Origin of the sequence: Blautia sp. KLE_1732_HM_1032 (assembly GCF_025147905.1) — a bacterium.
GTDB lineage: Bacteria > Bacillota > Clostridia > Lachnospirales > Lachnospiraceae > Blautia_A > Blautia_A fusiformis.
The window spans coordinates 284,173-308,982 of sequence record NZ_CP102266.1; the positions used below are offsets into that span (position 1 = coordinate 284,173).

Below are 24,810 nucleotides of genomic sequence, written 5' to 3' on the forward strand. Positions count from 1 at the left end.
TCAAAATTCCGCATCAATATACTTCTCCAGCACCGGGAACTGTACACCACCAATCTTCAGTATCTGGCTGTGGAAAGCTTTCAGATCAAAGTCCTGGCCAAGGCGGTTCTGTTCGGAAGTGCGTAAGTCCAGAAGGCTTAAGTAGCCCCAGTAGTATTTCAGATAATTTCCCGGGGTTTCCAGGATATACTGGTAGATCTCGGAGACAACGGCGCTGTCTTCGATACCAAAGGCTTTTAGAAAGCTGGCGACTTCGGCCTGAGTCCAGCCGTTGTAATGGATCTCAATGTCCAGAAGGGAGTACATGCATAAATTGATGCTTCGGTTCAGCCAGGAGATCCTGGCAAGCTCTGTGGCAGAAGGATCCTGAATATAATCGGCGGCGTACTGGTAGGCATAGGGTTCGATGTAGGTGGCCCATCCTTCTGCAAAGCCGGAGGTGCAGAGAAGATTTCGGATGTTGGAGGATTTTTGGCGTTGGAAGGTGACAGTCTGGTAAAGATGCCCCGGGAATCCTTCATGTGCCAGTGTGGTAAAAAGCTCCAGGCCCTGGTAGCTGGCAGCCGGATTTATGTAGATCACATTGGGGGTTCCGGTATCCATAGGTGGGGTGAGATAAAAGGCGGGGCTTAGATATTCTTTCATGGAATCGTGGACTGTGCGGAGCTCAAAGGTGACATCTGTGAGAGGTGGGAAGTCTGTTTGGATCTTCTGCTGCAAGGCATTCAGCATCTGGGCAGGCTTTATTTCTCTGAAAGTGATTCCCCGGCTGAGAGTAGTCAGAAGCTCCGGGTTTTGTCGAAGTATGGTTCCTGCGATGCCAATCTCGTCGGAAAGCTGTCCGGAGAGTCGTTTTTCCATTTGCTTTACAGGAACGTAAGAGCCGGTCTGACTCTGAAGAAGATAGAGATAGTAGGCTTTTCCTCCCTTGAAATAAGTCAGGCCACGAGTGTTTTTTCCTGTGCCACGCAAAGCTTCCAGACCGGTCATAAGTTCCTGATAGGCTGGGATGACTTCTGTTTTCATAAGATTTTGGTGGGTCAGGACCAGAGCGTTCTGCTCTGAGGAAGGAAGTTTTCCATATTCGGATAGCTTTTTCTGGAAAATTTCCAGCATATAATTGTTGTCGGGATTCTGGATAAAAGCACTGCATTGTGCAAGGACCCGGTCCAGGGTAGTATCGCTCATAAAGAAGCCAGCTTCGGATTTCTTTTTTTCAAATTTCAGGATGCTCTGAAAGTATGGGCGGATGGTGGTGAGAAGATTGAGGTAGTCGGTGATATCACGATCTTCATAAAAGGCATATTCCGCCAGAAGAACCGGAAGCTGAGCCTGAATACCAAGACTTGGGCCAAGAGGCTCCTGAAGCAGATAATTGTCGCCCAGTGATTTTTCTGTGTGGTAATAGAGGAGCATGGAGTCCAGCGTCAGCTGATTTTCCGTGGAAAGGCGGCTGTAGCGGAAGGATTTCAGCTTTTTTTCGTACTGGCTGCAGATCTGGTATGTATTTTTCATATCTGTGGGGACAGTGCCAAGAGAAGCTTTTTTTCGCCGGATACCCTGTTTTTCCGGATGTGCCAGGGTATAATGGAGGGTAAGGGTGCTGCCGGAAACTTCATTTTGAAAAACTTTTCCGGAAAAGGCTTCGAATTTTCCGTTTTCTGTGATCCCGTGAGTGGAAAAATAACCGGCAGTAAGGCCGGTGAGAAGTGCCAGGATAAGAAGCAGAGTGATGAAAATAGAAAATTTATTTTTCCTGATTTTAAGAGACATAAGACAGTCTTTCATTACTGTTTACAGACATATACCATGTGGAGAGTGCTGATGGTCTCGAAGCAAACAGTAACGTCCTTTCAGAGTGGCGCTTTGTTCTATCATATTGGAAAATTACGGAATCTATGATATTATGTGAGCGGAAATATACAAAAATGGAGAAATAACATGAGTGATATTTATGATCTTGCAATTTTAGGCGGAGGTCCGGCAGGGATCACGGCAGCGATCTATGCGTCCAGGGCCAGGTTAAATACCATATGGATCGATAAAAACTTTGCACCGGGCGGTCAGGTCACAGCTACCTATGCGGTGGATAATTATCCGGGAATGCCGGGGATATCGGGCATGGATCTCGGAGAAGCCTTTGGGGCGCATGCCCGGAAGCTGGGATTGGAACCGCAGCGAGAGAAGATTCTTTCCCTGGAAAATATTTCCGGAGAGATCAAGACGATTCGTACAAAAAAGCATGAATATCAGGCGAAAGCCCTGATCCTTGCATTTGGGGCAGAGCACCGGAAGCTGGATATCCCGGGAGAGGATGATCTGAGCGGCCTTGGTGTTTCCTACTGCGCTACCTGTGACGGAGCTTTTTATAAGGATCGGACCGCAGTGGTAGTGGGGGGAGGAAACGTGGCAGCAGAGGATGCAGTTTTTCTTTCCGGCCTCTGTGAAAGGGTATATCTTGTTCATCGCCGTGATGCGCTTCGAGCAGATCAGACACTTCAGGAGAAAATTTTTGCCTGTGAGAATATAGAAATGGTGTGGGACAGTGTTCCCCTTGAGATCCTGGGACAGGACGAAGTGACCGGTCTTAAGATCCGTAATATAAAAACAAATGAAGAGAGGGAGCTGACCGCAGATGGTGTTTTCATTGCTGTGGGGATCGTTCCTAATACGACACTTGTAAAGGATCAGCTCAAGCTGGATGAAAATGGATATATCTGTGCAGGAGAAGAGGGGGTTACCAGCGCACCTGGGGTTTTTGCAGCGGGGGATATTCGTACCAAGGCACTTCGCCAGATAGTAACTGCTGTTTCAGATGGAGCCAATGCAGTGGCTTCCGCACAGAAATATCTCTGGAGGAAAGATAATGGCAACGATTAAGGAAATCGCACAAAGAGCAGGCGTGAGTACAACAACTGTTTCCAATGTCATACATGGAAAAACAAAAAAAGTATCTCCTGCCAATATTCAGAAGATCGAGAATCTTATCCGGGAAATGGGATATGTCCAGAAAATGGGACTGAGAGTTCTGAATAAAGAAAAATCCCAGCTGATCGCAGTTGTGATCAATTATCATAAAGACTTCAGGGATTCTATCATCGGAGATCCTTTTTATGGAAAGATCATCGGTTTTATCGAGAAATACGTGCAGGAGCTGGGATATTATCTGATGCTGTATTTCGCAAAGGATACAGATAAGATATTCCAGATGGTCATGGGCTGGGATGTAGATGGCGTTATTGCCATCTCCTTCAGCAAAAGCAACTGTGAAAAGATCTATCAGCTGATCAACAAACCGATCGTTTCCATTGATGCATACGGTGAGCTTGATGCAGGCCAGGAAAAACATGTCCTGAATATCGGACTGGACGACGAAAGCGGCGGCTATCTTATGACAAAATATCTTCTGGAATGCGGCTATGAGCATATCCAGGTTTGTGCAGGCCGTGATAATGGTGTGGACCATCTTCGTTACATGGGCGCTCAGCGGGCGGCGAAGGATTTTGCAAAGAAAAAGCAGAAGGTGCAGTTTACTGCTCTTGGAATGAACTACGCCAAACGAAAAGAAAGCTATGCGTGGCTGCTCCAGCGGAAAAAACCAAAGGCCGCACTGTTTTTCCTGTCGGACCTCTATGCATTGGAGGCTATCAGCTTTTTCAGCAGTCGTGGAGTAAAGATTCCGGAGGAGATTGGAATTGCAGGATACGATAACATCAGCTATGCGGAATTTTCCGTGCCTCGTCTGACTACTATCAGCCAGAATGTGGAGCAGAAGGCGTCTCTTGCAGTGGAAATTCTGATGGAACGGATCAATGGAGTGGAAAAAGAGCGTGAAAATGAGATCATGCTTCCGGTCACGCTGATCCCCAGGAGATCTGTACAGCCGCAGCATGAGGAAAAGTAAGTCTGCAGAGAATGTACCTGATCTGATCAGGGGGGTAGATACGAGAAGTCACTGCAGAACTGTGAAAAACAGAAAATCGGGACTTTCAATATAGTAAGAGTACAGAGAAAGAGTACAGAGAATCTGAGATATAAAGATATCAAAAGCCGAAATATACGGGAACTGTCAGTGTCTGACAGTCAGAGTATTTTCGGCTTTTTGTAAATTTACCTGAAATCGTAAAAGAGTTATCATGTGTGGGTTTGTGCTGAAGATGTGGATAATAAGCATTTGCTGTTCTATGTGAAACCTGCACAAAACCATGATTTTGAACTTGTTACAATGATAGGTTATGTACATAACCTATTTACACAGCCTAATTTTGATGCTATAGTGTGAACATAAAGGTTAGGTACATAACCAAAGGGAAAGAGTACAGAAGGAGTGAATACCAGATGAAACAGATTCTGATCGCCACACATGGAAAAATGGCCTCCGGCATTCGTTATACAGCAGAGCTGATCGTTGGAAAAATGGATGAGATCACAACCATCGACGCTTATGTGACACCGGAAGACAATGTGGAGAAAAAGTTTGAAGAATATTTCGCACAGCATGAAAACGACAGGATTTTCGTTTTCACAGATCTGATGGGAGGAAGCGTAAATCAGAAGCTTCTGGGATACAGCCAGAAAGAAAATGTCACACTGATCACAGGAACCAACCTTCCGGTCCTGATGCAGGTCATGATGGCAGATGACGATGTGACAGAGGAGGAGATCCAGGAGTTCATCGATGATGCCAGAGAAGAGCTTCAGATGGTAGACCTTGGCGGTGGAAAGAAATCCACATCTGAAAAAAACGCTGAAGAAGATAATGCACAGGGTATCGAAAATACTGCGCAGATTTCAGAAGGTGCTGCATCGTATGCAAAAAAATCCGCACCGAAAAAAGCTCTGGCTCCCCAGTCCTATGACAATTCCACAGCAAAGATCACCGCACTTCGTGTAGATGACCGTCTGATCCACGGACAGGTTGCCATGACCTGGACCAAACAGCTGGCTGTACAGGGAATCGTGGTAGCTAATGACGAGGCAGCTAACGATAACACCCAGAAGATGGCATTGAAAATGGCCGTACCGGGCGGAATCAAATCGCTGATCAAACCGGTGGATGAAGTCATTCGTATCTTAAACAATCCGAAGGCATCCAGGATGCGTATTCTGGTTCTGACAAGAACGGTAAAGGATGCTCTGAAGATAAGACAAAGTGTTGGTGAGATCGGATTCCTCAATGTAGGAAATACAGGACGTTTTGATGGGATCGATGTTTCCGAGAAGCTTGTCCTGACCCCGACTATCATGCTGACAAAAGCAGAACAGCAGGCACTGAAAGAGCTGGTGGCTCTTGATCCGAAGACCTGTATGCAGCAGGTACCCAATGATGAGCAGAAGCTTGTGAAGGATATACTGGACAAGCTTGACTGACATCCACTGAATAAATAAAACGTAGCACAAAAAAGGGAGGAAAGAAAAAATGTTAAACGCATTTCTTGTAGCACTTGCTGTATTTATCTGTGTCGGCGGTGCAGAGCTGGTCGGATTTACTATGCTGAACCGTCCGATCGTCATCGGGCCACTGGTAGGTCTGTTCCTTGGAGATCTTCACACAGGAGTTATCATCGGAGCTTCATTGGAAGCTGTATTTATGGGAGTTGTAAACATCGGAGGTGCTTCCGCGGCAGAACCCGGAATCGCCACAGCCGTAGGAACTGCTTTTGCCATCATGCTGGGCAAAGGTTCTGAGGTAGCCCTGACACTGGCACTTCCAATTGGTATCCTTGGTCTTCAGATCAAGACCGTTCTCTACATCTTTATTGTAGGTATGTTTGCAAAAACTTTCGACCGTCTGGCAGCAGAGGGCAAGGAGAAACAGATTATCGCCCTTCATTACGGACTCTGGGCTGTAAACTGGTTTTTATATTCCTTGTTCGCATTTTTCGGGATCCTGTTCGGATCTGATGCAGTCAGTGCACTTCTGGATGCCATCCCGGATGTTGTTATGAATGGTCTGACAGTTTGCGGCGGACTTCTTCCGGCAGTAGGTATGGCAATGTTGATGAAGATGCTCTGGGATAACAAGATCTGTATGTTTTATTTCCTGGGCTTTGTCCTTGCAGCATACTTAAACCTTCCGCTGATCGCCCTTGCCGTGATCGGTGTGATCATTGCCATTTCCATTGGTATGAACGATTACAAGCTGAATCAGCTTGCAGCACAGAGAGTAGCAGTTTCACCGGCCGGTAGCGCTGACGAATATCTTGACGAAGAAGAGGAGGAATTTTTCTCATGAGTAATTTAACGAAATCCATTCCTGCAGATGAAAGAAAAATGCTGAGAAAAGCGTTCTGGCGTTCCTTTACTCTGTATGCGGCAGTAAGCCCGGCAAAACAGGGAGCTTCCGGCTTCTGCTATTCCCTGATGCCTTTTATCAATAAATTTTACAAAAACGATGAGGAAGGCAAAAAAGCTGCCCTCACAAGAAGTATGTCTTACTTCAATACAACCATCACCTTATCTACATTCATCATGGGTCTTGTGGCATCCATGGAGAAGAAAAACAGCGAGCAGAAGGATTTTGATGCAAGCTCCATCAATGCGGTGAAATCTTCCCTGATGGGACCTCTGGCCGGTATCGGTGATTCCATTTTCTGGGGCGTTCTCCGTGTAATCGCAGCCGGAATCGCAGTAGGACTTGGTGCATCCGGAAACGTTCTGGCACCGATCGTGTTCCTGCTTCTTTTCAACATTCCGTCTATTCTTGTGAAATATTACGGAACATTCCTGGGCTACAAGCTTGGTTCCGAATACATCCAGAAGGTTTATGCAAGCGGTCTTATGAACATCCTGACAAAGGCTGCCAGCATTGTAGGTCTGATCATGGTCGGCGGTATGACTGCCAGCATGGTAACCTTTAACTCCACTTATGAACTCACCATGAAGGGTGAATCTGTTCTGAATCTACAGAACATGTTGGACCAGATCTTTATCGGCATTGTTCCCCTTGGACTGACTCTTCTGTGTTACTATCTGCTGAAAAAGAAAAATATCAGCATCACAGTTCTGATCATCGGTGTTATCATCCTGAGCATCCTTCTTTCTCTTCTTGGAATTGCATAAACCTTAAGGATAAAGATCAGAACTATGAAAAGGCGGACCCCAGGTGGTCCGCCTATAAAAAACCTGAAAAAAAGTTATATTGAAATAACTGACTGCAAAAAGGGCAGTTGAAGAGTATCTGGCGGGATATAAATAAGCGGCAAATACGGATTATAAATATCTGCTCAATGCAAAATAAAGGAGACATAAGAAATGAAAGATTGGTGGAAGAATTCCGTTGTATATCAGATTTATCCAAGAAGCTTTAAGGACTCCAACGGGGACGGCTTCGGCGATCTCAAGGGTATTATTGAAAAGCTCCCCTACCTTCAGAACCTTGGGATCGATGTGATCTGGCTCAGCCCTGTTTTTGACTCCCCACAGGACGACAACGGTTACGATATCAGTGATTATCGGAAGATCTACGCGGGCTTCGGAAGTAACGAGGACATGGATGAGCTGATCGGAAAAGCTCATGAGCATGGTATCAAGATCATTCTGGATCTTGTTGTCAACCATACTTCCGATGAGCATGCATGGTTTGTGGAAAGCCGGAAATCAAAAGACAGCAAATACAGTGATTATTATATCTGGAAGGATCCAAAAGCAGACGGCAGTGAGCCAAACAACTGGGGCTCCAGCTTCTGTGGAAGTGCCTGGGAATATGATGAAGAGCGCGGCCAGTATTACCTTCATTTTTACAGCAGAAAACAGCCGGATCTCAATTGGGAAAATGAAATCGTCCGTAAGGAAATCTATGATCTGATGAAATTCTGGATGGACAAAGGTGCTGACGGATGGCGCATGGATGTGATCGCATCTATCTCCAAGGATCAGTCCTTCCCGGATTACCCGAAAACGGATGGTCGCAAGTATTATACAGGAAAATATCACAGCAACGGACCAAGACTTCATGAGTTTATCCATGAGATGAACCGGGAGGTGCTTTCAAAATATGACTGTATGACGGTAGGTGAGGCGCCGGGCTCCACACCGGAGGTTGCAAGACTGTTTACAGATCCGGAGCGTGAGGAACTGAATATGATCTTCACATTTGAGCATATGAACATCGACCGTATTCCGGGCTCTGTAAACCGAAAGTGGGAATTGAAGCCTTTTGATCTCCGTGATCTGAAACGTGTTATGAGTGAGTGGCAGAACAAGCTTTATAACAAGGGCTGGAATGCTCTGTATTTTGAAAATCATGACCAGCCACGTGTGATCTCCAGATGGGGAAATGACACTACTTACCGCGAGGAATGTGCAAAGGCTTATGCTACCGTTCTCCATGGTATGCAGGGAACTCCTTATGTATATCAGGGAGAGGAGATCGGTATGACAAACGTGCAGTTCCCGCTGGAGGAGTACGAGGATATCGAGGTTCGTAATGCATATCAGGATCTTGTCGTTAAGAACAAAACCATTTCTGAGGATGATTTCCGCAAGGCAGTATGGAACAAGAGTCGTGACAATGCCAGGGTTCCTATGCAGTGGGATGACAGCGAAAATGCAGGATTTACAACCGGTAAGCCATGGTTCCGCCTTTCTGATCGTTACCAGGAGATCAATGTAAAAAAAGCTCTGGAAAAAAATGATTCCGTGTTTTATTATTATAAGGATCTGATCTGTCTTCGTCATGAGGAAGAACTTCTTACAGAAGGTGACTATCAGCTCCTTCTTCCGGAAGACGAGAAGATCTTTGCATATTTAAGAACTTCCGACAAAGAGCAGTGGATCGTGGTGGCAAACCTTTCTGAGGATACGGTAAGTACAGAAGGTCTTGCAAAATATGTGTCCGATAAAGAGGATATTAAGATTGCAAACTATAAGGACAGAACAGGGATCAAAGCGGACTTAAGACCGTACGAGGCGTTTATGATGAGGATCCGGTAATTCCTGAGCTGTTGTATATGTAGTAGTAAAGTGGAAGAAAAGTCTCCGCTTTACAGAGAGCAGGTATGAGTATTTGTGCGTATCTGTACTGCCAAAGGATATCCGGGTGCAGTGCAGATGCGCTTTTTGCCTGTGAGGAGAAGACAAACAGGAGGAATTTATGGAAAAATATATCATTGCAGTGGATATGGACGGAACTCTTCTGAACAGTGAGAATAAGATTTCTGAAAGGAACAGAAATGTTCTGCAGCGTCTGATCGATGACGGACATTATGTGGTGCCTGCAACCGGAAGGACCAGAGAGCTGATCCCCCGGGAGTTTTCTGTGCTCCGGGGTGTGAAATGGGGAATCGTGGAAAACGGCTGTGTTGTCTGGGATTACGATAAAAATGAGATGATCTGGCGAAAAACCATGCCAAAAGGAATGGTAAGTAAAATTCTGAAGGATGTGGAAAACAGCGGCGCAAAAGGCTGGATCGCAGAGGCTTATGCAAACGGAATTGCCTATTCTGATGCGGATGCCAGAGATTATGTGGCATCTGTAGTGGATAAAGATCTGCTGGAAAAAACTTTTGTAGATTATTTTCTCAGCAGACATGTATATGTTAAGGATTTTTATCATCAGAAAGATATTCTGGATCAGGCAGAGAAGATCAATATTTATTTTGATGATATGGAGACCAGCAGGGCACTTCGTGAGAAATGGAAGGATCTGGATGATGTGGCAGTGACTACTTCTATCAGCGGTAATGCGGAGTTTAATGCAGCAGGCGTGGATAAGGGTGTGGGTCTTGCCATGCTTCGCACAAAGCTTGGTATTGACCGGATGCATGTGATCGCTTTCGGAGATAATGAGAATGATCTGGAAATGCTGGAGGGGGCGGGCATTGGTGTTGCCATGGGCAACTCCAAACAGTATGTAAAGGATGCCGCCAATGAGGTGACCGGAGATAATGATCATGATGGTGTGGCGGAATTTCTGGAGAGGTTTTTCGGGCTGTAAGCTGTGGGCGATCGTGATCGCTGACATAAGAGACAGGGAAATGTATTTTTCTCTGTCTTTTTTTATTTTCATTTTCTGTGATATAAGGTATGATAAACGAAGAGGATGAGGGGATTGTCGGCTTTGACCGGTAGTTCCCAGTGAAAATTTTTTGAGGAGATCAGGAGGATATTTTTTAATGAAAAATCTGATACCGAAGCGTGTGATGGAGTATATCATTATCACATTTGCTGTTGTTCTGATGGATGTGGGGATTTATGTGTTTAAGTTTCCGAATAATTTTTCCTTTGGTGGTGTTTCGGGTATGGCGGTTGTGTTTTCGCATTTTATTCCGATGACGTCTGCGCAGATCAACCTGGTGATCAATCTTATTTTGCTGGTGATCGGGTTTGTTATTCTTGGCAGAGATTTTGGAGTGAAGACGGCTTATGTTACGGTTGTTTCTTCTTTGCTTCTGAATGTGTTTGAGAAGGCTTTTCCTATGGACAGGGCGCTGACGGGGAATATTATGCTGGAGCTTTGTTTTGCGATCATTTTGCCGGCGTTGGCTGCGGCGCTGCTGTTTTTTGAGAATGCTTCGGGTGGTGGCACGGATATTGTGGCGATGATCATTAAGAAGTATTCTACGATGAATATTTCGGGTGCGTTGTTTGTGGTGGATTGTGTGATCGTTGTTGTTTCGTTTATGGTGTTTGATCTTACTACGGGGCTTTGTTCTGTGCTGGGGCTTATGGCTAAGACGTTGATGATCGATAAGTCTATTGAGAGGATGAAGCTGAATAAGTATTTTACGATCATTTCCAGTAAGCCGGATGAGATCTGTGAGTTTATTATGAATGGGTTGGAGCGGAGTGCTACGGTTTATCATGGGGAGGGGGTTTATTCGCATAAGGATAAGAAGATTATTTTGACGGTTGTTGATGTTAGGCAGGCGGTGTTGCTGCAGAGGTTTATTGATGAGGTGGATCCGCAGGCGTTTTTGATGGTTACTAAGAGTAGTGAGGTTGTTGGGAAGGGGTTTATGAGTTATATTTGATGCAATCGTATGGGATTATTGTATGCTGATCGTAGGTGATTGTGTATGATTGTAAGCTGATGGAATTAGGAGAGCGTTCTTTGTGGTCTGGATGGGCTGCGGGGCGCTCTTTTTTTGTGGTGGAGGGTGGAGGGCGGATGGCGGATGACGGACGCCGGGGAGACGGGTGCCGGTTGGCTCCGGGCTTCGTCGGGGGCTGGCTTCTAGGCTGCCGGAATTCTGCTAAAACCGTTTTTAAAAAGTCCGAACTCGCGGCTTGCTGCCGCTCAGACAGCGGACTTTTTAAAAACAACGCAGATTTCCGCCAGCCAAGAATCAGCTCCCCTCCTGCAGAGTCGTAGCCAACCGGCACCCGTCTCCCCGGCTGTTCGATTCCGGGCGGGAGGTAGTGATGGGTGTGTGGGGCGACTGGCGGAAGTGGGGATTGATGAGGGCTGGAGGATTGAGTGGATTCCCGGGAGTTGGATGAGCCATCAGCGCTGCGCTGGATGGCTGGGAGGAAAGGCTGAGTTTCCTGTGGCCTGAAGGTGAGGGATGTGCCATCGTCGCTGCGCTGGATGGCTGGGAGGAAGGGATGAGTTTCTTGTGGAAGCCATCGTCGCTGTGCTGGATGGCTGGGAGAAAGGTTGAGTTTCCTGTGGTGAAGGTGATGGCTGGGGCATCGTCGCTGTGTTGGATGGCTGATTGGTGTGTGAAGGTTTTGTGAAAGGGGTTTGACAGGTGGGGGTTTTTATGGTAGGATACACACTTGCGTAACAAATTTAATAAAAATGTAACAAAATGGCGAATGAGGAGCGTGGCGAAGTGGATTGTGAATGTCTGCCTGAATGGGTGGGTGCTGCTGCGTGGTTTTCTGAGAGGAGTTTTATTGTTTATGTTTTATAAGAAATTTGCTGCTGTTGTTCTGAGTGCTGTTCTTGTGGGTGTGGTTCCTTCTGTTGTTTTTGCGGATGTGGATGGTGTCAGTGCTGTGTCTGATGGAGATGTGGAGGAGCTTTCTATTGAGGATGATTTTTCGGATGGTGCGGATTCTATTTCTGCTTTTGCCAGTGCTCTGGCGGATAAGACGGTTTCTGAGGTTCAGGGGTATCAGGAGGCGAAGGCTGAGGCTGAGGTGATCGCACAGGAGAGGCTTGAGGCTGAAGCGGCTGCTGAGGCTGCGCGTAAGGCGGAAGAGGAGCGGAAGGCTGCTGAGGAGGCGCGTCTGGAGATGCGGCAGGGGATTGTGGATTTTGCGCTGCAGTTTGTGGGGAATCCTTATGTTTATGGTGGTACTAGTCTGACTAACGGGGCGGATTGTTCGGGGTTTGTGATGTCAGTGTTTGCGGAGTTTGGGTATGAGCTTCCTCGTGTTGCTGCGGCTCAGTGTGCGGCTTCCGAGAAGAAGGATGTTTCGGATATTGAGGCTGGTGATCTGGTTTTTTATGGTGATGGTGGTATTGATCATGTGGCTCTTTATATTGGTGATGGCAAGATCGTTCACGCCAGTACAGCAGCTACAGGGATTAAGGTTTCCGACTATGATTACCGGGCTCCGGCTGCGGTTGGTTCGTTTGTGGCTTAGGATATAGATATAAATGATTTACTGATATGAAATATAAACTGTCTGCGGAGATTTTTTGGTTGGGTTGGCTGAAAAATAGCTGCAGGCAGTTTTTTTGCAGAAAAATAGTGTATAATTTAACCGAATCAAGTAAGTCTCCTGCGGGTTGCGAAAAGCAATAAGCAGTGGGTGGGGACTCGAAAAAAATTCAGAAAGGTTGTGGGGTTATGAATACGAAGGAAATCAGTGGCAGGCGGCAGATGGAGTTTTTGACGGGGTTTGATTTTGTCAGAGAAGCGGGTACTGCGGGGGAAGTGAAGGCGGCGAAGATGATCCGGGATACTTTGGACAGCTTCGGAGTGAAGAATCGGATGGAGGAGTTTGATTTTTGGGGTTTTCGGATCAATAGAGCGGTGCTTAAGGTTGTGGAGCCTTATCAGAAGGAGTATGTGGTGACCGGGTATGGAAGATGTGGAAATACTGGGGCAGAAGGTCTGAAAGCGGATTTTTTGTATGTGGAGAATGGGGATGCTGTCAGTCTTTCCCGGGCGAAGGGTAAGATCGTTATGGTGAATGGCCGGGTGAGTGGTGATGTGTATCAGAGACTGGTGAGCGCCGGAGCTGTTGGTTTTATCAGTGTGGAGGGTTCTCCGCTGGATGAAGGAGTGGACAGGGTTCCCTGTCAGCGTAGCCTGCCGATGATCTTTCCGGGAAATGCAGAAGGAGAGATAGAAGGATTGTCGGAGTCTTCAGAGGATATTCACGAGATGCAGGAAAAATATAGTGGTAGGATCCCGGGTGCGAATCTTCATTATAAAGATGCGGTGGAGCTGGTGACGGAGGGTGCAGCTGTGGTTTGTCTGGCTGTAGAACAGGAAGTGACGGCCTGTACATCCCGAAATGTAGTGGCGAGGATTGAAGGTACGGATAAGAAAGATGAGATTTTAACGCTTACGGCGCATTATGATTCGGTACCGGAGGGACCGGGGGCCTATGATAATATGGCTGGGGCAGCGATCATCATGGAGCTTTGCAGATATTTTCAGCAGTATAGACCGCGCAGGACTATGGAATTTGTGTGGTTTGGTGCTGAGGAGAAGGGTTTGCTGGGCAGCCGGGATTATATCAGAGTTCATGAGAGTGAGCTTGGAGCGCATCGTTTTAATATGAATGTAGATCTGGCCGGGCAGCTGATCGGAGGAAATGTTCTGGGAGTGACGGGAGAGGCTTCTGTTTGTGATAAGCTTCTTGAGATCGCTGACGGAGCAGGGATCGGAGCGTCTGTGAAGAATCAGATCTGGGGAAGTGATTCCAATTCTTTTGCATGGAAGGGAATTCCGGCCATGACTCTGAACCGGGATGGTTTTGGCATGCATACCCGTTATGATACGATTGATCTGCTGTCTGCCTGGTCGTTGGAGAGAAGTGCGATCCTTCTGGGATGTATTGCAGATGAACTGGGGAATGCGGAGGTTTTCCCATTTGAGAGAAAGATGCCGGAGAAATTTATCGGAGAGCTGGATGAATATATGTGCAGATAGTAAAAATCTGATTTTATCTGCTCATAACTGGATATTTGTTATGGAACTGTGGGGACTTGTCTGTTTCGGGAAGAGTACAGACAAGTCCTCATAATTTATTCAATATTTTCAATGTTTATTGACTTTTATAATTCCGCAAGGGAACATGTGGCTTTGAGTCAGGGGGATATTTGCAGCTTTGTAAGGGATTCCCGGAACAGGGGGCAAGCGGAGATTCGCAATTGAACCAGTGGAATTACTTGATTTGATCAAAATACGATAAAACAATAAAAAATAATACAAAATAATTGACAGTAAGATATCAAACTGTTATACTGAAATCACAGGCTTTCCAGGGATCAATGCGCCGGATATTGTTTTGCGGAGTATTGATTTCTGGAACTTTTATCACAGAAAAATCAGGAATGAGGAGATAGGACCATGTTTACAGAAGAACGACAGAATGCAATAGAGAAATGTCTCCGCGAAAAAGGAAAAGTCAGGGTCAAAGAATTAAGCGAGATGTTTCAGGTTACGGAGGACTGTATCCGCAAGGATCTCAAGATCCTTGAAAATGCAGGCAGATTAAAGAGGACTTACGGCGGAGCGATCCTGTCACAGGAGTATCCTCTGGAGAGAAACGTAGTAGACAGGCGTATGTACAATCTTGATAAGAAGAAAGTGATCGCTGCGAAAGCCTTCAAGCTGATCAAAAATAACGAAACGATCTTTCTGGATGTTTCCACTACAAATATAGAGCTGGCAAGGCTTATCGCTTCGTCGGGCATGCATGTTGTGGTTGTCAGCAATATGATCGATATCTTGCAGATCCTTGCTGCGAATCCGTCCATCACGGCCATAGGCACAGGGGGGACTATGTACCGTTCGGTGAATGGATTTATGGGAGCTGCGGCCATTGAGGTGATCAAGCAGTACAGCTTTGACCGGGCATTTTTGGGAAGCTGTGGCGTGGATATGACAGATTTTGCAGTTACTACATCCGGAGTGGAGGATGGATTGACCAAGAAGGCGGCAGTGCAGAGCAGCAGACATAAATATGTGGTTATGGAGAGAGAGAAGTTTTATTTTAACGAATCTTATAAATATACACATTTTGATGATATCAGCGGGATCATTACCGATGAATTTCCGGATGATACCATTGTGAACATACTGAGGAATACCGGAGTGAAATTACTCTGAGTAGACAGTAACAAAGGGGGATTTTTACATGAAAGACTATATTCTGGAAACCTGTGTGGATTCTGTGGAATCCGCCATGGCAGCAGCCGAGGGTGGTGCGGACAGATTGGAGCTTTGCAGCAATCTGATCATCGGGGGAACAACTCCCGGCCCATGGCTTTTTGAGGAAATAAGGAAGCGTTCAGATATCAGGATCCATGCGCTGATCCGTCCGCGGTTTGGAGATTTCTGTTATACAGATGCGGAATTTTCTATGATAAGGAATGCCGTAAAGGATTTTCGCAAAATGGGAGCGGAGGGTGTCGTGGTAGGTATCCTGAAACCGGATGGCACCTTGAATATGGAACAGATGAAAGAACTGATGGATGCTGCGGGAGATATGTCTGTTACGCTGCACAGGGCTTTTGATGTGTGCGCAGATCCGATCGAGGCTATGGAACAGGCGATCTCTCTGGGAATCGATACGATCCTTACCTCCGGACAGAAGAATACCTGCCTTCAGGGTGCGGAGCTTCTGAAGGAACTGGAAACCAGGAGTCAGGGACGTATCACCATCCAGGCGGGGAGTGGCGTCGGTGCGGAAGTGATCCGCCAGCTTTATCCCCTTACCGGGATCAAGGCTTATCATATGAGCGGCAAGGTTGTAACGGACAGTGCGATGCAGTTTCGCAAGGAAGGTGTCAATATGGGACTTCCGACATTCAGTGAATATGAGATATGGCGTACAGATATTGAAAATGTTCGTGCTGCAAAGAAAGTTCTGGAGGAATTATAATGGCTGAGGGGAAGATTTTTCTGAAAGAAAACCGTGATCGGATCGAAAAAAAATATCGGGAGCAGATGATGGGGTTACCGCAGGTTTTTGCGGAGATTGATAAAAAGCTTGCGGAATGCACAGACGAAGTGGCTCTGGCGTGCAAATATTTATATGCGTTCATGCCGTACAGTGATATCGGAAATTACGCGTTTGAAGTATTCCTGGATTATGCGGAGAATGGCGTATATTTATGGAAGGAAAACTCCGGGGTGGCAGAGCTGCCGGAGGAAATCTTTTTGAATTATGTGCTGTTTCACAGAGTAAATGAGGAGGAGATCGCACCCTGCCGTACATTTTTCCGCAGGGAGATCGGAGAGAGAACTGAGGGAATGAGTTTCCGGGAAGCTGCCCTGGAGGTGAACTACTGGTGTGCACAGGAGGCTACCTATCATTGTACAGATGATCGTACCCTGTCTGCACTTGCCGTATACCGCAGAGGAAACGGAAGATGCGGAGAGGAATCTGTATTTACCGTTAATGCACTGAGAAGTGTTGGTGTACCTGCCCGTCAGGTATATGCACCAAAGTGGTCTCATTGTGATGACAATCATGCCTGGGTGGAAATCTGGTGCGATGGAAGCTGGTATTTTCTGGGAGCCTGTGAGCCGGAGGAGATCTTGAATAAGGGATGGTTTACCAACGCTTCCTCAAGGGCCATGATGGTCCATTCAAGAGTTTTTGATACCATGATCCCGGAGGGAGAAGTGATCGGCAAAGATGGTATGGTGACTATGCTCAACGAGCTGAAACGATATGCACTGACAAAAGAGATCACTGTGTCCGTAAAGGATTCACATGGAAAACCGGCAGAAGGTGCAGAAGTTTCTTTTGAGGTGCTGAATTATTCAGAATATTCCTCGATTGCAGAACTGAAAACCGACAGCCTGGGAAAAGTCCGCCTGACAACAGGGCTTGGAAGTATCCATATTTCTGCAAGGATGTATGCAGAGGGAGAATGGCTGCATGCAGAAAACAGCATGGATACAAAAACAGAGGATTGTTGTGAGATCTGTCTGATGCCCGTAGGAAAGGAAAAGGGTATTTTTTATGAGGAGTGGACGGAGATCGATATGATCGCACCTCATGATGCACCTGTAAATAAAGATATGCCAACACCGGAGCAGAAGGAAAGAGGTAGCAGACGTCTGGCAGAGGCAAACGCTTACAGGGAACAGAAGGTAAGAAACCTGAGCAATCTGGAGTGTCGGAAATTCCTGGAAAAAGAAACTGGAGATTCTTCAATGAGAAAAAAACTCCTTGAAGTCCTTACAGAGAAAGACAGAACAGACTGTATCAGCCAGGTTCTGGAGGAGCACCTGAAATTTGCATTATCGTATGAAAAAAACATGGATGCAGATATTTTTGTACCATATGTACTGAACCCGAGAGTTGACGATGAAGTTTTGCAGAAATACAGAAAAGCGATTCTTGAGCAGCTGTCGGAAGAAGAAAAAAATATGCTACAAAAGGAGCCGGCGAAGATCTGGAAGTGGATTGAGGATAAGATCGTTTCCAGCCCGGAGAAAGAACGCAGCAGTGTGATCACTACGCCGTCTGGATGTCTGAAAACGGGAACAGGAAGTCTTCTGTCAAAGAAGATCCTTTTTGTGGCAATGGCGAGAACGCTGGGAATTCCGGCACGCCTGAACCCTCATGACCGTTCCATGGAGTATATGAAAAACGGAAAATTCATCCCGGTATCTGCGGAAACGGAGAAAAAGGCATCGATCCTTCTGAAGGCAAGTGCGGATACACAGTGGAAATATTTCCAGAACTGGAGCATCGCAAAACTGGAAGCCGGAAAATATATCACACGGAAGCTGGAAGCCGAAAATTTCAGAGATCAGGTGATGAAGCTGCCGCTGGAAGCGGGAAATTACAGGATCCTTACCTCAAACAGATTGCCAAATGGAAATATATTTGCAGCGGAGTATTATTTTGAGGTTCAGATCGGAGAAATGAAGAGGGTGGAGCTGGCATTTCGAAATGCAAACCTGGAAGACATGCTGGAGAATATTTCCATACCGGAATTTACTCTCAGAAAAGAGGATGGAAGCACCGTGAAGGCGTCAGAACTGACGGCAGATGGGAAGCATATCCTGGCGTTTCTGGAAGAGGAGAAAGAACCGACGGAGCATATCTTAAATGAGATGATGGAGCAGGAAGAAGCCTTTTCCCGATATGCGAAGAGAATCATTTTTGTAGTAAAAAGCAAAAAAGCGCTGGAGACACCTACCCTTTCAAGAGCACTTGGCAAGCTTGGAAATGTCCAGATCTTATATGATGATTTTTCAGAGATCATCAATACACTGGGAAGAAGAATGTACGTAGATCCGGATAAGCTTCCGCTGATCATTGTGACAAACAAAAGCCTGAATGGGATTTATGCAACCAGTGGATACAATGTGGGAACCGGAGATATGCTGTTGAGACTGATGTGACAGATATATCGGATATATACAGAAGGAACACAGACCGTATCATCGACTGTGTCGGTGACGGTCTGTGCCCCTGGGAAAGCTGTGAAATTATTGCAGTGGTTCAGATGCTCAGAATATGAAGGCAGATCGGAATGAGAATGCCTGTTGTGCTTCCCAAAATTGCCGTAATAAAAGTTGTTTTGCATTACTTACCATCAGAATAGAGATTACGCACAGAATCCCGGTAAATGCATTCCGGCTTCAGGCGGATCGTCCTTGGAAAATCGCAGTAGTCTCCATTCATTCTGCGAAGCAGCAGATCACAGGCCTGCTCTGCCAGATCTGCCAGCGGCTGACGGACAGCGGTCAGCTGAGGAGAAAGCAGCATGGACAGTTCAAAATCATCAAAGGAGACAACAGACAGGTCTTCCGGGATACGGATGCCAAGGCTGTAGATCGCTTCATAAATACCGAGGCATAGTGTATAGTTCGCAGAAAATACGGCAGTCGGACGTTCCGGAAGATTCCATAATTTCTGTATTGCCTGATATCCAAGGTCGTTTGCGTAATTTCCAGCGATGATATAATCGGGGTTAACAGGAATATTGTAGTCTTCCAGTGCCCGGAGATATCCTTTTTTTCGTTCGCATGCAGTATAGGATGCAGGAGGACCGGTGACAAGGGCGATCTTCTGATGCCCCATTTTTATCAGATGCTCCACGATCTCATAGGCTCCGGAGGTACAGCTGGTCTGTACACAGTCTGTACGGTGGAAATGACTATGCTCTTCCAGCTCCACAACAGGGATCTTGGTATGTTCCACGGCAGAACAGATGTCCTTGCTCAGACAGAAAGAAGAAATGATAAGACCGTCGATCCCTGAGTGGAGCATATGGGGGATAAATTTATTGACATGATCCTTATATTTGTCGCCGCTCATAAATGTGAGAGAATAACCGTGAGCACGCATGGTGTTTTCTATTTTGCTCAGAAGAAAAGCATTATGCGGATTATTGGGAGGAGCGGATATCAGACCGATACGGTATGTCTTGGAGGAACGAAGTCCCCGGGCCGTGTTTCGTGGAACGTAATTCAGTTTCCGGATCGCTTCGTCGATCTGCTTTTTGTTTTGCGGCCGTACAGTTCCGCCGTTGATATATTTTGAAATGGTGGCCAGTGCCAGACCGGTTTCTTTGGCAATGTCCTTGATGGTTGCACTCATAAATCAATCCTTTCCGGATGCTGTACTGTTGTGCCCGGACAGGTCTTTTACAGAGCGCCGCGGGTGGAATACAATATCCAGCATGTCTATTTTTGGAAAATCCGTATAGTCTCCATGGATTCTTTTTAAAAGTAATTCCACAGCATGTTTCCCCATGCTTGTCAGATCCTGTGAGACACAGGTCATAGTCGCACTCATGGTCTTGAAAAGCGGATCATCATCAAAGCACACAAAGGAAATATCCTGAGGAACGGAAATCCGTGCCTGGCTGGCAGCGCTTAAACCACCCATTGCGGAGAGATAGCAGTCAAAAAAAACAGCAGTAGGGGGATCGGAAGAATCAATAAGCTTCTGGAAATGCAGGTTGCTCTGGGTGATGGTTTCTGCAGTGGAACCAAAAGAAACAGGGGGAAAAGAATCCTGCTGTTTCAGAAGGTCAATGCCATTTTTCTGGTATACATCCACAAAGCCCTGAATCCGCTGCTCGATGGTGTAGGCGTCCAGATACTGTTCCATGATCCAGACCTTTGTGTGGCCTTTTTCCAAAAGGTGCTCTGCCAGCAGTGCACCGCCTTTGTAATTATCAGAAATAACACAGTCTACAGGAAAATGTCTCATGGAAGCAGGAATCTGATCGAGCATTACAACCGGTATGCCGGCATTTTGCAAAAGCTGGTACAGATCATCATGCCAGCAGGATGGGAGCATGATAACTCCGTCAAAGTGCTGGGAGATAATATCCTGTATCGTATCGATCTCCTTCTGATGTTCAAAAAAGAAAGAACAGACAATAACTGTATAGCCATGATCCGTGAAATGCTTGATAATGGAATTGACAAGCTCGCCCCAGAAATAATTACCAAGATCTGAGATCAGGATACCGATGGTATGTGTGTTTTTGGCACGAAGAAGCTGGGCATTCCGGTTTGGGGTATATCCAAGCTCCTGAATTGCCTTTTCTATAAGGATACGATTTTCTTCCCGTATTTTTTTGTGGTTTATATATTTGGAGATCGTTGCGGTGGACAGGCCTGTCGCACGGGCGATATCATTGATCGTAACGTTCATGTAAAGCCTCCGGTTCTGATGCATTTACAGATAATATAGTATTTTCATATTATATCATGAAAAAGAAAATGCCTCAACACACAAGGCATTTTTTACACATAAAGTATCAGAAAAAACGAGCGTATTGTACATAAAATTGATAAAAATGAAACGTTTAACAAAACCTGATACGAAAAAGTACACAAAAACAAGACGGAATAATTGTAAAAAATAGGAAAAATGATTTTGCCCTATGATTTTACTTGAAAAGCTGCTTCGGATGCGGTAAGATAGTCTTAACAAAAAACGAAACGTTTTACGTAACAAGAAAATCAGCTATACGAAACAAGGAGAAGGTTATGGCAGACACAAAGCAGCAGTGGTATAAAGATGCCAAATACGGATTATTCATCCATTGGGGACTTTATTCCATCCTTGCAGGAGAGTGGAAAGATCCGAAGACCGGTGAGGTCACCAAGACAGACCGTATCGCAGAGTGGATCGAGAACAATCTCAACATTGACAAGGAAGATTACAGAAAGCTGAAAGATGAGTTCCATCCGGACAAATTTGACGCGGACATGTTTGTGAAAAGAGCGAAAGAACAGTGGGGTGTTAAATATATCGTTCTTACTTCCAAGCATCACGAGGGATTCGCAATGTACGATTCCAAGGTCAGTGATTTTAATGTAGTGAAGGCTGCAGGAAGAGATATCTTAAGAGAGCTTTCCGATGCTTGTAAGAAATATGACATGACAATGGGTATCTATTATTCACAGGCTCAGGACTGGGATGATGACAATGCCTATAAGAAGGATTACGAAGACAAGAACGAATGGAAGCCGGAATTCCGTACATACTTCGATGAGAAATGCAAACCGCAGTTAAAAGAGCTTCTTGAGAATTACGATAATATTTCCCTGATCTGGTTTGATACTCCGATGGGAATGACCGCAGACGAAGCTCAGGAATTAAGAGACTGGGTTAAGGGTATTAAGCCTGATTGCATCATCAGCGGACGTATCGGACACCAGAAGGGCGATTACATGACCACCGGTGATAACTTTATCCCACGTCTTCCATACGACGGTGACTGGGAAGTACCGGCAACTGTAAATGATACATGGGGTTATAATAAATACGATACAAACTGGAAGAATCCGGATGATATCCTGAACCTTCTTCTCAAGATCGTCGGCAGAGGCGGAAATTACCTGCTGAACGTAGGACCAATGGCAGACGGAACTGTTCCGGAAGCTTGTGTCGAGGTTATGAATGAGGTTGGTAAATACGTGACTGAGAATGCGGAAGCAATTTACGGAACCAAGAATGTTGGTATCTATCCGTATGAGATCCCGAGCATTGAATTTACAAAGAGACCACATAAGCTTTACGTACACGTCCTTGCACCGAGATATCGAGTTGAACTGCTGAACATCGGTAATCAGTTAAAGGGTGCATATGTGGTAAGCACAGGAGAAAAGCTTCCGTGCCGCGCATTAAAGTGCTGTGAAGGAAACTCGATGATAGAGGTAGAGCTTCCGGAGAAGCTTCAGGGGGCAAAGAACTACTGTGTATGCCTGGAGCTTGAGGAAGAAGAGCCGATCTTTGAGGCGATCATCGATTGATCAATTTATGAACATCAATGGGAAAACTATATAATAAAAAATCATATTAAGGGAGGATTTATTCATGAAGAAACGAATGAAAAAAGTTGCAACACTGTGTCTCGCCGGTGTAACAGCAATGTCAACAGTAGGCGTAACAGGAAGCGCCGTATTTGCAAAGGGTGACACAAACTACGATGTAGACAATATGGATTTTGAAAACGTTGAGCTTCGTGTAGCATTCAGATTTAACAACGGATCTGATACAGACGGACAGGCTAAATGGTATTACAAAGCACTTGATGAGTTCAACAAAGAGAACGAAGGAAAGATCCATGTAACAGATGAGAGTATTTCTACAGAGTCTGATTACGAAGAGAAGCTTACAACAGATTTCGCTTCCGGTAATGTACCGAACGCATTCCTTCAGTATGGCGGAAGCCGTACAAGAGAGTATGTAGATGCAGGATATATACTGGATCTGACACCATACTTTGAACAGTATCCGGAATGGAAAGAGGGAGTTCAGGATTTTGCATGGGAGACAACACAGTTTGACGGCATTGAAGGAACCTATGGTATTCCGTGGTCCGCTTATCAGCTCTGCCTCTACTACAACAAAGATTACCTTGATCAGGTTGGCGTAGATGTTCCGGAGTCCTGGGATGATCTTGTTGATGCCTGCGCAAAATTAAAAGATGCAGGAATCCAGCCATTCAACTACTCTGACAAAGATAACTATCACTTCGAGCATCTGATGAGTGCTCTTGCTCTGAAAGCTTACGGAACAAGCATCGCAGATGATCTTGCAAGCGACAAAGAAGCTTACAACGGCGAGAAGATGGTTGCAATCTATCAGAAGATGAAAGATATGATCGATGCAGGATACTGGGGAGACGGAATCCTCAGCACAGACTTCAACACAGAGAGAAATATGTTCGAGGCAGGAAAAGCTGCATTCACAGTTGACGGAACATGGAACTGCGGTAACTTCCAGAATGACTCCGATACAACTCTCTTCGATGCTCAGAAGATCGGTGTTACAAGAATTCCTTATATCGACGAAGCAAACAAGACTGTAGAGATGGGCGGCGGTTCTGATACATACTACATCACTACATTAAACAAGAGCGATGAGGAAATCGCAGCAACTGTTAAATTCATCAAATACCTTACAAGTGTAGATTCCATCAACGAAATGTGCAAATCCAGCCCGACAACATATGCTGAGAAGGTTACGATTGATACAGGTAACTATCTGCTTGACGATGTAAATGCGATCATGGCTGAGAATACAGAGTCTAAACTTGAGATTCCTACATATGACAGCAACACAGCAGCTATGGATACAATCCGTAATTCTCTTCAGGCATTAGCGACAGGCGCAAGTGCACAGGAAGTTGGAGACGATATCGTTGACAAAATGTCTGCTTACGAATAAAGAGAATTTTGACTGAACGCATGATGTGTGGATAAGAGAAACAGGGGGAAGCATCATCTGCTTCCCCTTGTTTATTACGGAGGTATACATATGGCAGGTAAATCTGTACCAAAGGTAAAACAGAAGCTGGATAAAAAAGATCTTACGCTTTCTTTAGCGTTCCTTCTTCCGGCAATTTTAATAACTGTTATTTTTGTCATCTACCCTGTTTTTGATACCGTAGGCTTATCATTCCGTAAATGGAACGGTATGTTTGGTGCGGCAAAGCAATGGGTAGGACTTGAGAACTATCAGAAGATTTTTTCAGATAAGCTGTTCTGGAATGCAATGCTCAACAGTGTGTACTTTATGATCGGTGGTTTCGTTATCCTGATGCCGCTTTCATTTGGTCTCGCAATGCTGGTAACTGCAAAGATCAAGGGAACCGGATTCTTCAGAACCTGCTACTTCCTTCCGAATATGTTAGGAACAACAGCAGTAGCCCTGATGTGGACATTTATGTTAAATCCGAACTTTGGTATCTTTAATACCATTGAAAATATTTTCGGCCTTCATGGTACGATCCCTGATGTGCTGACGATAAAGACTGTAAACGTCTGGATCGTTGTTCTGGTAAACGAATGGATGTATGCCGGATATAACATGCTGATCTTTGCAGCTGGTCTGGTGGCGATCCCTGATGAGTTAAATGAGGCTGCAGCGCTGGATGGTGCTACAGGATGGCAGAGGATCCGCTATATCATCCTTCCTCTGATGAAAAACTCCTTCAAGGTATTCTCTATTTTGTGTATTACAGGATGTCTGAAAGTATTCGATATCATCTGGGCAATGACAAGAGGAGGCCCGAACGATATCAGCTCCACACCTTCAATCATGCTTTATACACAGGGATTCTCCTATAAGCTGTTCGGACGAAGCAGTGCATACGGCGTTATTCTGTTAGTGCTGGGTGTTGTGCTGAGTCTTGTGACCAATCATTTGTTCCGTGAAGATAAAGATCTTGCAATGTAGGCGGAA

General features: G+C 45.6%; 19 protein-coding genes. 16 read left to right on the plus strand and 3 right to left on the minus strand.

What is annotated here, in order from left to right:
- Window positions 1-1,773 (minus strand): DUF885 domain-containing protein, encoded by a 1,773-nt coding sequence (locus NQ489_RS01305; protein WP_227945570.1) that lies wholly within the window; start codon window positions 1,771-1,773, stop codon window positions 1-3.
- 168 nt (window positions 1,774-1,941) lie between these two features.
- Between NQ489_RS01305 and trxB the strand changes: the two genes are divergently transcribed.
- The 13 genes from trxB (at window position 1,942) to NQ489_RS01370 (ending at window position 18,497) form a co-directional block, all read left to right on the plus strand.
- The gene (gene trxB, locus NQ489_RS01310; protein ID WP_021651187.1) at window positions 1,942-2,880 is read left to right on the plus strand and encodes a thioredoxin-disulfide reductase; all 939 of its coding nucleotides are present in this window, start codon (window positions 1,942-1,944) and stop codon (window positions 2,878-2,880) included.
- Window positions 2,867-3,904 carry a LacI family DNA-binding transcriptional regulator gene (locus NQ489_RS01315; protein WP_021651186.1) on the plus strand — a complete coding sequence of 346 codons (1,038 nt, stop codon included), beginning with the start codon at window positions 2,867-2,869 and terminating at the stop codon, window positions 3,902-3,904. The genes trxB and NQ489_RS01315 overlap by 14 nt, the downstream gene beginning before the upstream one ends.
- Before the next feature lie 434 nt (window positions 3,905-4,338).
- On the plus strand, window positions 4,339-5,370 hold the full coding sequence (locus NQ489_RS01320) for a PTS mannose/fructose/sorbose transporter subunit IIAB (RefSeq protein ID WP_084449143.1): 1,032 nt from the start codon (window positions 4,339-4,341) through the stop codon (window positions 5,368-5,370).
- A gap of 49 nt (window positions 5,371-5,419) precedes the next feature.
- Window positions 5,420-6,235, plus strand: coding sequence for a PTS mannose/fructose/sorbose/N-acetylgalactosamine transporter subunit IIC (locus tag NQ489_RS01325; RefSeq protein ID WP_021651183.1), 816 nt, complete (start codon window positions 5,420-5,422; stop codon window positions 6,233-6,235).
- A complete protein-coding gene (locus NQ489_RS01330; protein WP_021651182.1) occupies window positions 6,232-7,062 on the plus strand; it encodes a PTS system mannose/fructose/sorbose family transporter subunit IID in 831 nt (276 codons plus the stop codon). The genes NQ489_RS01325 and NQ489_RS01330 overlap by 4 nt, the downstream gene beginning before the upstream one ends.
- A gap of 192 nt (window positions 7,063-7,254) precedes the next feature.
- Window positions 7,255-8,934, plus strand: a complete 1,680-nt coding sequence (locus NQ489_RS01335) for a glycoside hydrolase family 13 protein (RefSeq protein WP_021651180.1) — start codon at window positions 7,255-7,257, stop codon at window positions 8,932-8,934.
- 160 nt (window positions 8,935-9,094) lie between these two features.
- On the plus strand, window positions 9,095-9,937 hold the full coding sequence (locus NQ489_RS01340) for a Cof-type HAD-IIB family hydrolase (protein ID WP_021651179.1): 843 nt from the start codon (window positions 9,095-9,097) through the stop codon (window positions 9,935-9,937).
- 178 nt (window positions 9,938-10,115) lie between these two features.
- A complete protein-coding gene (locus NQ489_RS01345) occupies window positions 10,116-10,973 on the plus strand; it encodes a YitT family protein (RefSeq protein WP_021651178.1) in 858 nt (285 codons plus the stop codon).
- Window positions 10,974-11,847: 874 nt separating this feature from the next.
- Window positions 11,848-12,537, plus strand: coding sequence for a C40 family peptidase (locus NQ489_RS01350; RefSeq protein ID WP_044962510.1), 690 nt, complete (start codon window positions 11,848-11,850; stop codon window positions 12,535-12,537).
- Between the two features lie 206 nt (window positions 12,538-12,743).
- Window positions 12,744-14,057: a M28 family metallopeptidase gene (locus NQ489_RS01355; RefSeq protein WP_044962509.1), complete on the plus strand. Its 1,314-nt coding sequence runs from the start codon at window positions 12,744-12,746 to the stop codon at window positions 14,055-14,057.
- 420 nt (window positions 14,058-14,477) lie between these two features.
- The gene (locus tag NQ489_RS01360) at window positions 14,478-15,239 is read left to right on the plus strand and encodes a DeoR/GlpR family DNA-binding transcription regulator (RefSeq protein WP_015525379.1); all 762 of its coding nucleotides are present in this window, start codon (window positions 14,478-14,480) and stop codon (window positions 15,237-15,239) included.
- A gap of 28 nt (window positions 15,240-15,267) precedes the next feature.
- On the plus strand, window positions 15,268-16,014 hold the full coding sequence (locus tag NQ489_RS01365) for a copper homeostasis protein CutC (RefSeq protein ID WP_015525380.1): 747 nt from the start codon (window positions 15,268-15,270) through the stop codon (window positions 16,012-16,014).
- Window positions 16,014-18,497 carry a transglutaminase domain-containing protein gene (locus NQ489_RS01370; protein ID WP_021653153.1) on the plus strand — a complete coding sequence of 828 codons (2,484 nt, stop codon included), beginning with the start codon at window positions 16,014-16,016 and terminating at the stop codon, window positions 18,495-18,497. Before NQ489_RS01365 ends, NQ489_RS01370 begins: the two co-directional genes overlap by 1 nt.
- 184 nt (window positions 18,498-18,681) lie before the next feature.
- Here NQ489_RS01370 and NQ489_RS01375 read toward each other — a convergent pair whose 3' ends face one another.
- Window positions 18,682-19,698, minus strand: a complete 1,017-nt coding sequence (locus NQ489_RS01375; protein ID WP_021653151.1) for a LacI family DNA-binding transcriptional regulator — start codon at window positions 19,696-19,698, stop codon at window positions 18,682-18,684.
- A gap of 3 nt (window positions 19,699-19,701) precedes the next feature.
- Window positions 19,702-20,766 (minus strand): LacI family DNA-binding transcriptional regulator, encoded by a 1,065-nt coding sequence (locus NQ489_RS01380; protein WP_021653150.1) that lies wholly within the window; start codon window positions 20,764-20,766, stop codon window positions 19,702-19,704.
- A gap of 338 nt (window positions 20,767-21,104) precedes the next feature.
- Between NQ489_RS01380 and NQ489_RS01385 the strand changes: the two genes are divergently transcribed.
- From NQ489_RS01385 to NQ489_RS01395, 3 genes are all read left to right on the plus strand, one after another.
- Window positions 21,105-22,373: an alpha-L-fucosidase gene (locus tag NQ489_RS01385; RefSeq protein ID WP_021653148.1), complete on the plus strand. Its 1,269-nt coding sequence runs from the start codon at window positions 21,105-21,107 to the stop codon at window positions 22,371-22,373.
- A gap of 64 nt (window positions 22,374-22,437) precedes the next feature.
- Window positions 22,438-23,793, plus strand: coding sequence for an ABC transporter substrate-binding protein (locus NQ489_RS01390; RefSeq protein WP_021653147.1), 1,356 nt, complete (start codon window positions 22,438-22,440; stop codon window positions 23,791-23,793).
- A 90-nt stretch (window positions 23,794-23,883) separates the two neighbouring features.
- Complete coding sequence (locus tag NQ489_RS01395) at window positions 23,884-24,804, plus strand: carbohydrate ABC transporter permease (RefSeq protein WP_044962507.1); 921 nt, start codon at window positions 23,884-23,886, stop codon at window positions 24,802-24,804.
- Window positions 24,805-24,810: the final 6 nt, after the last annotated feature.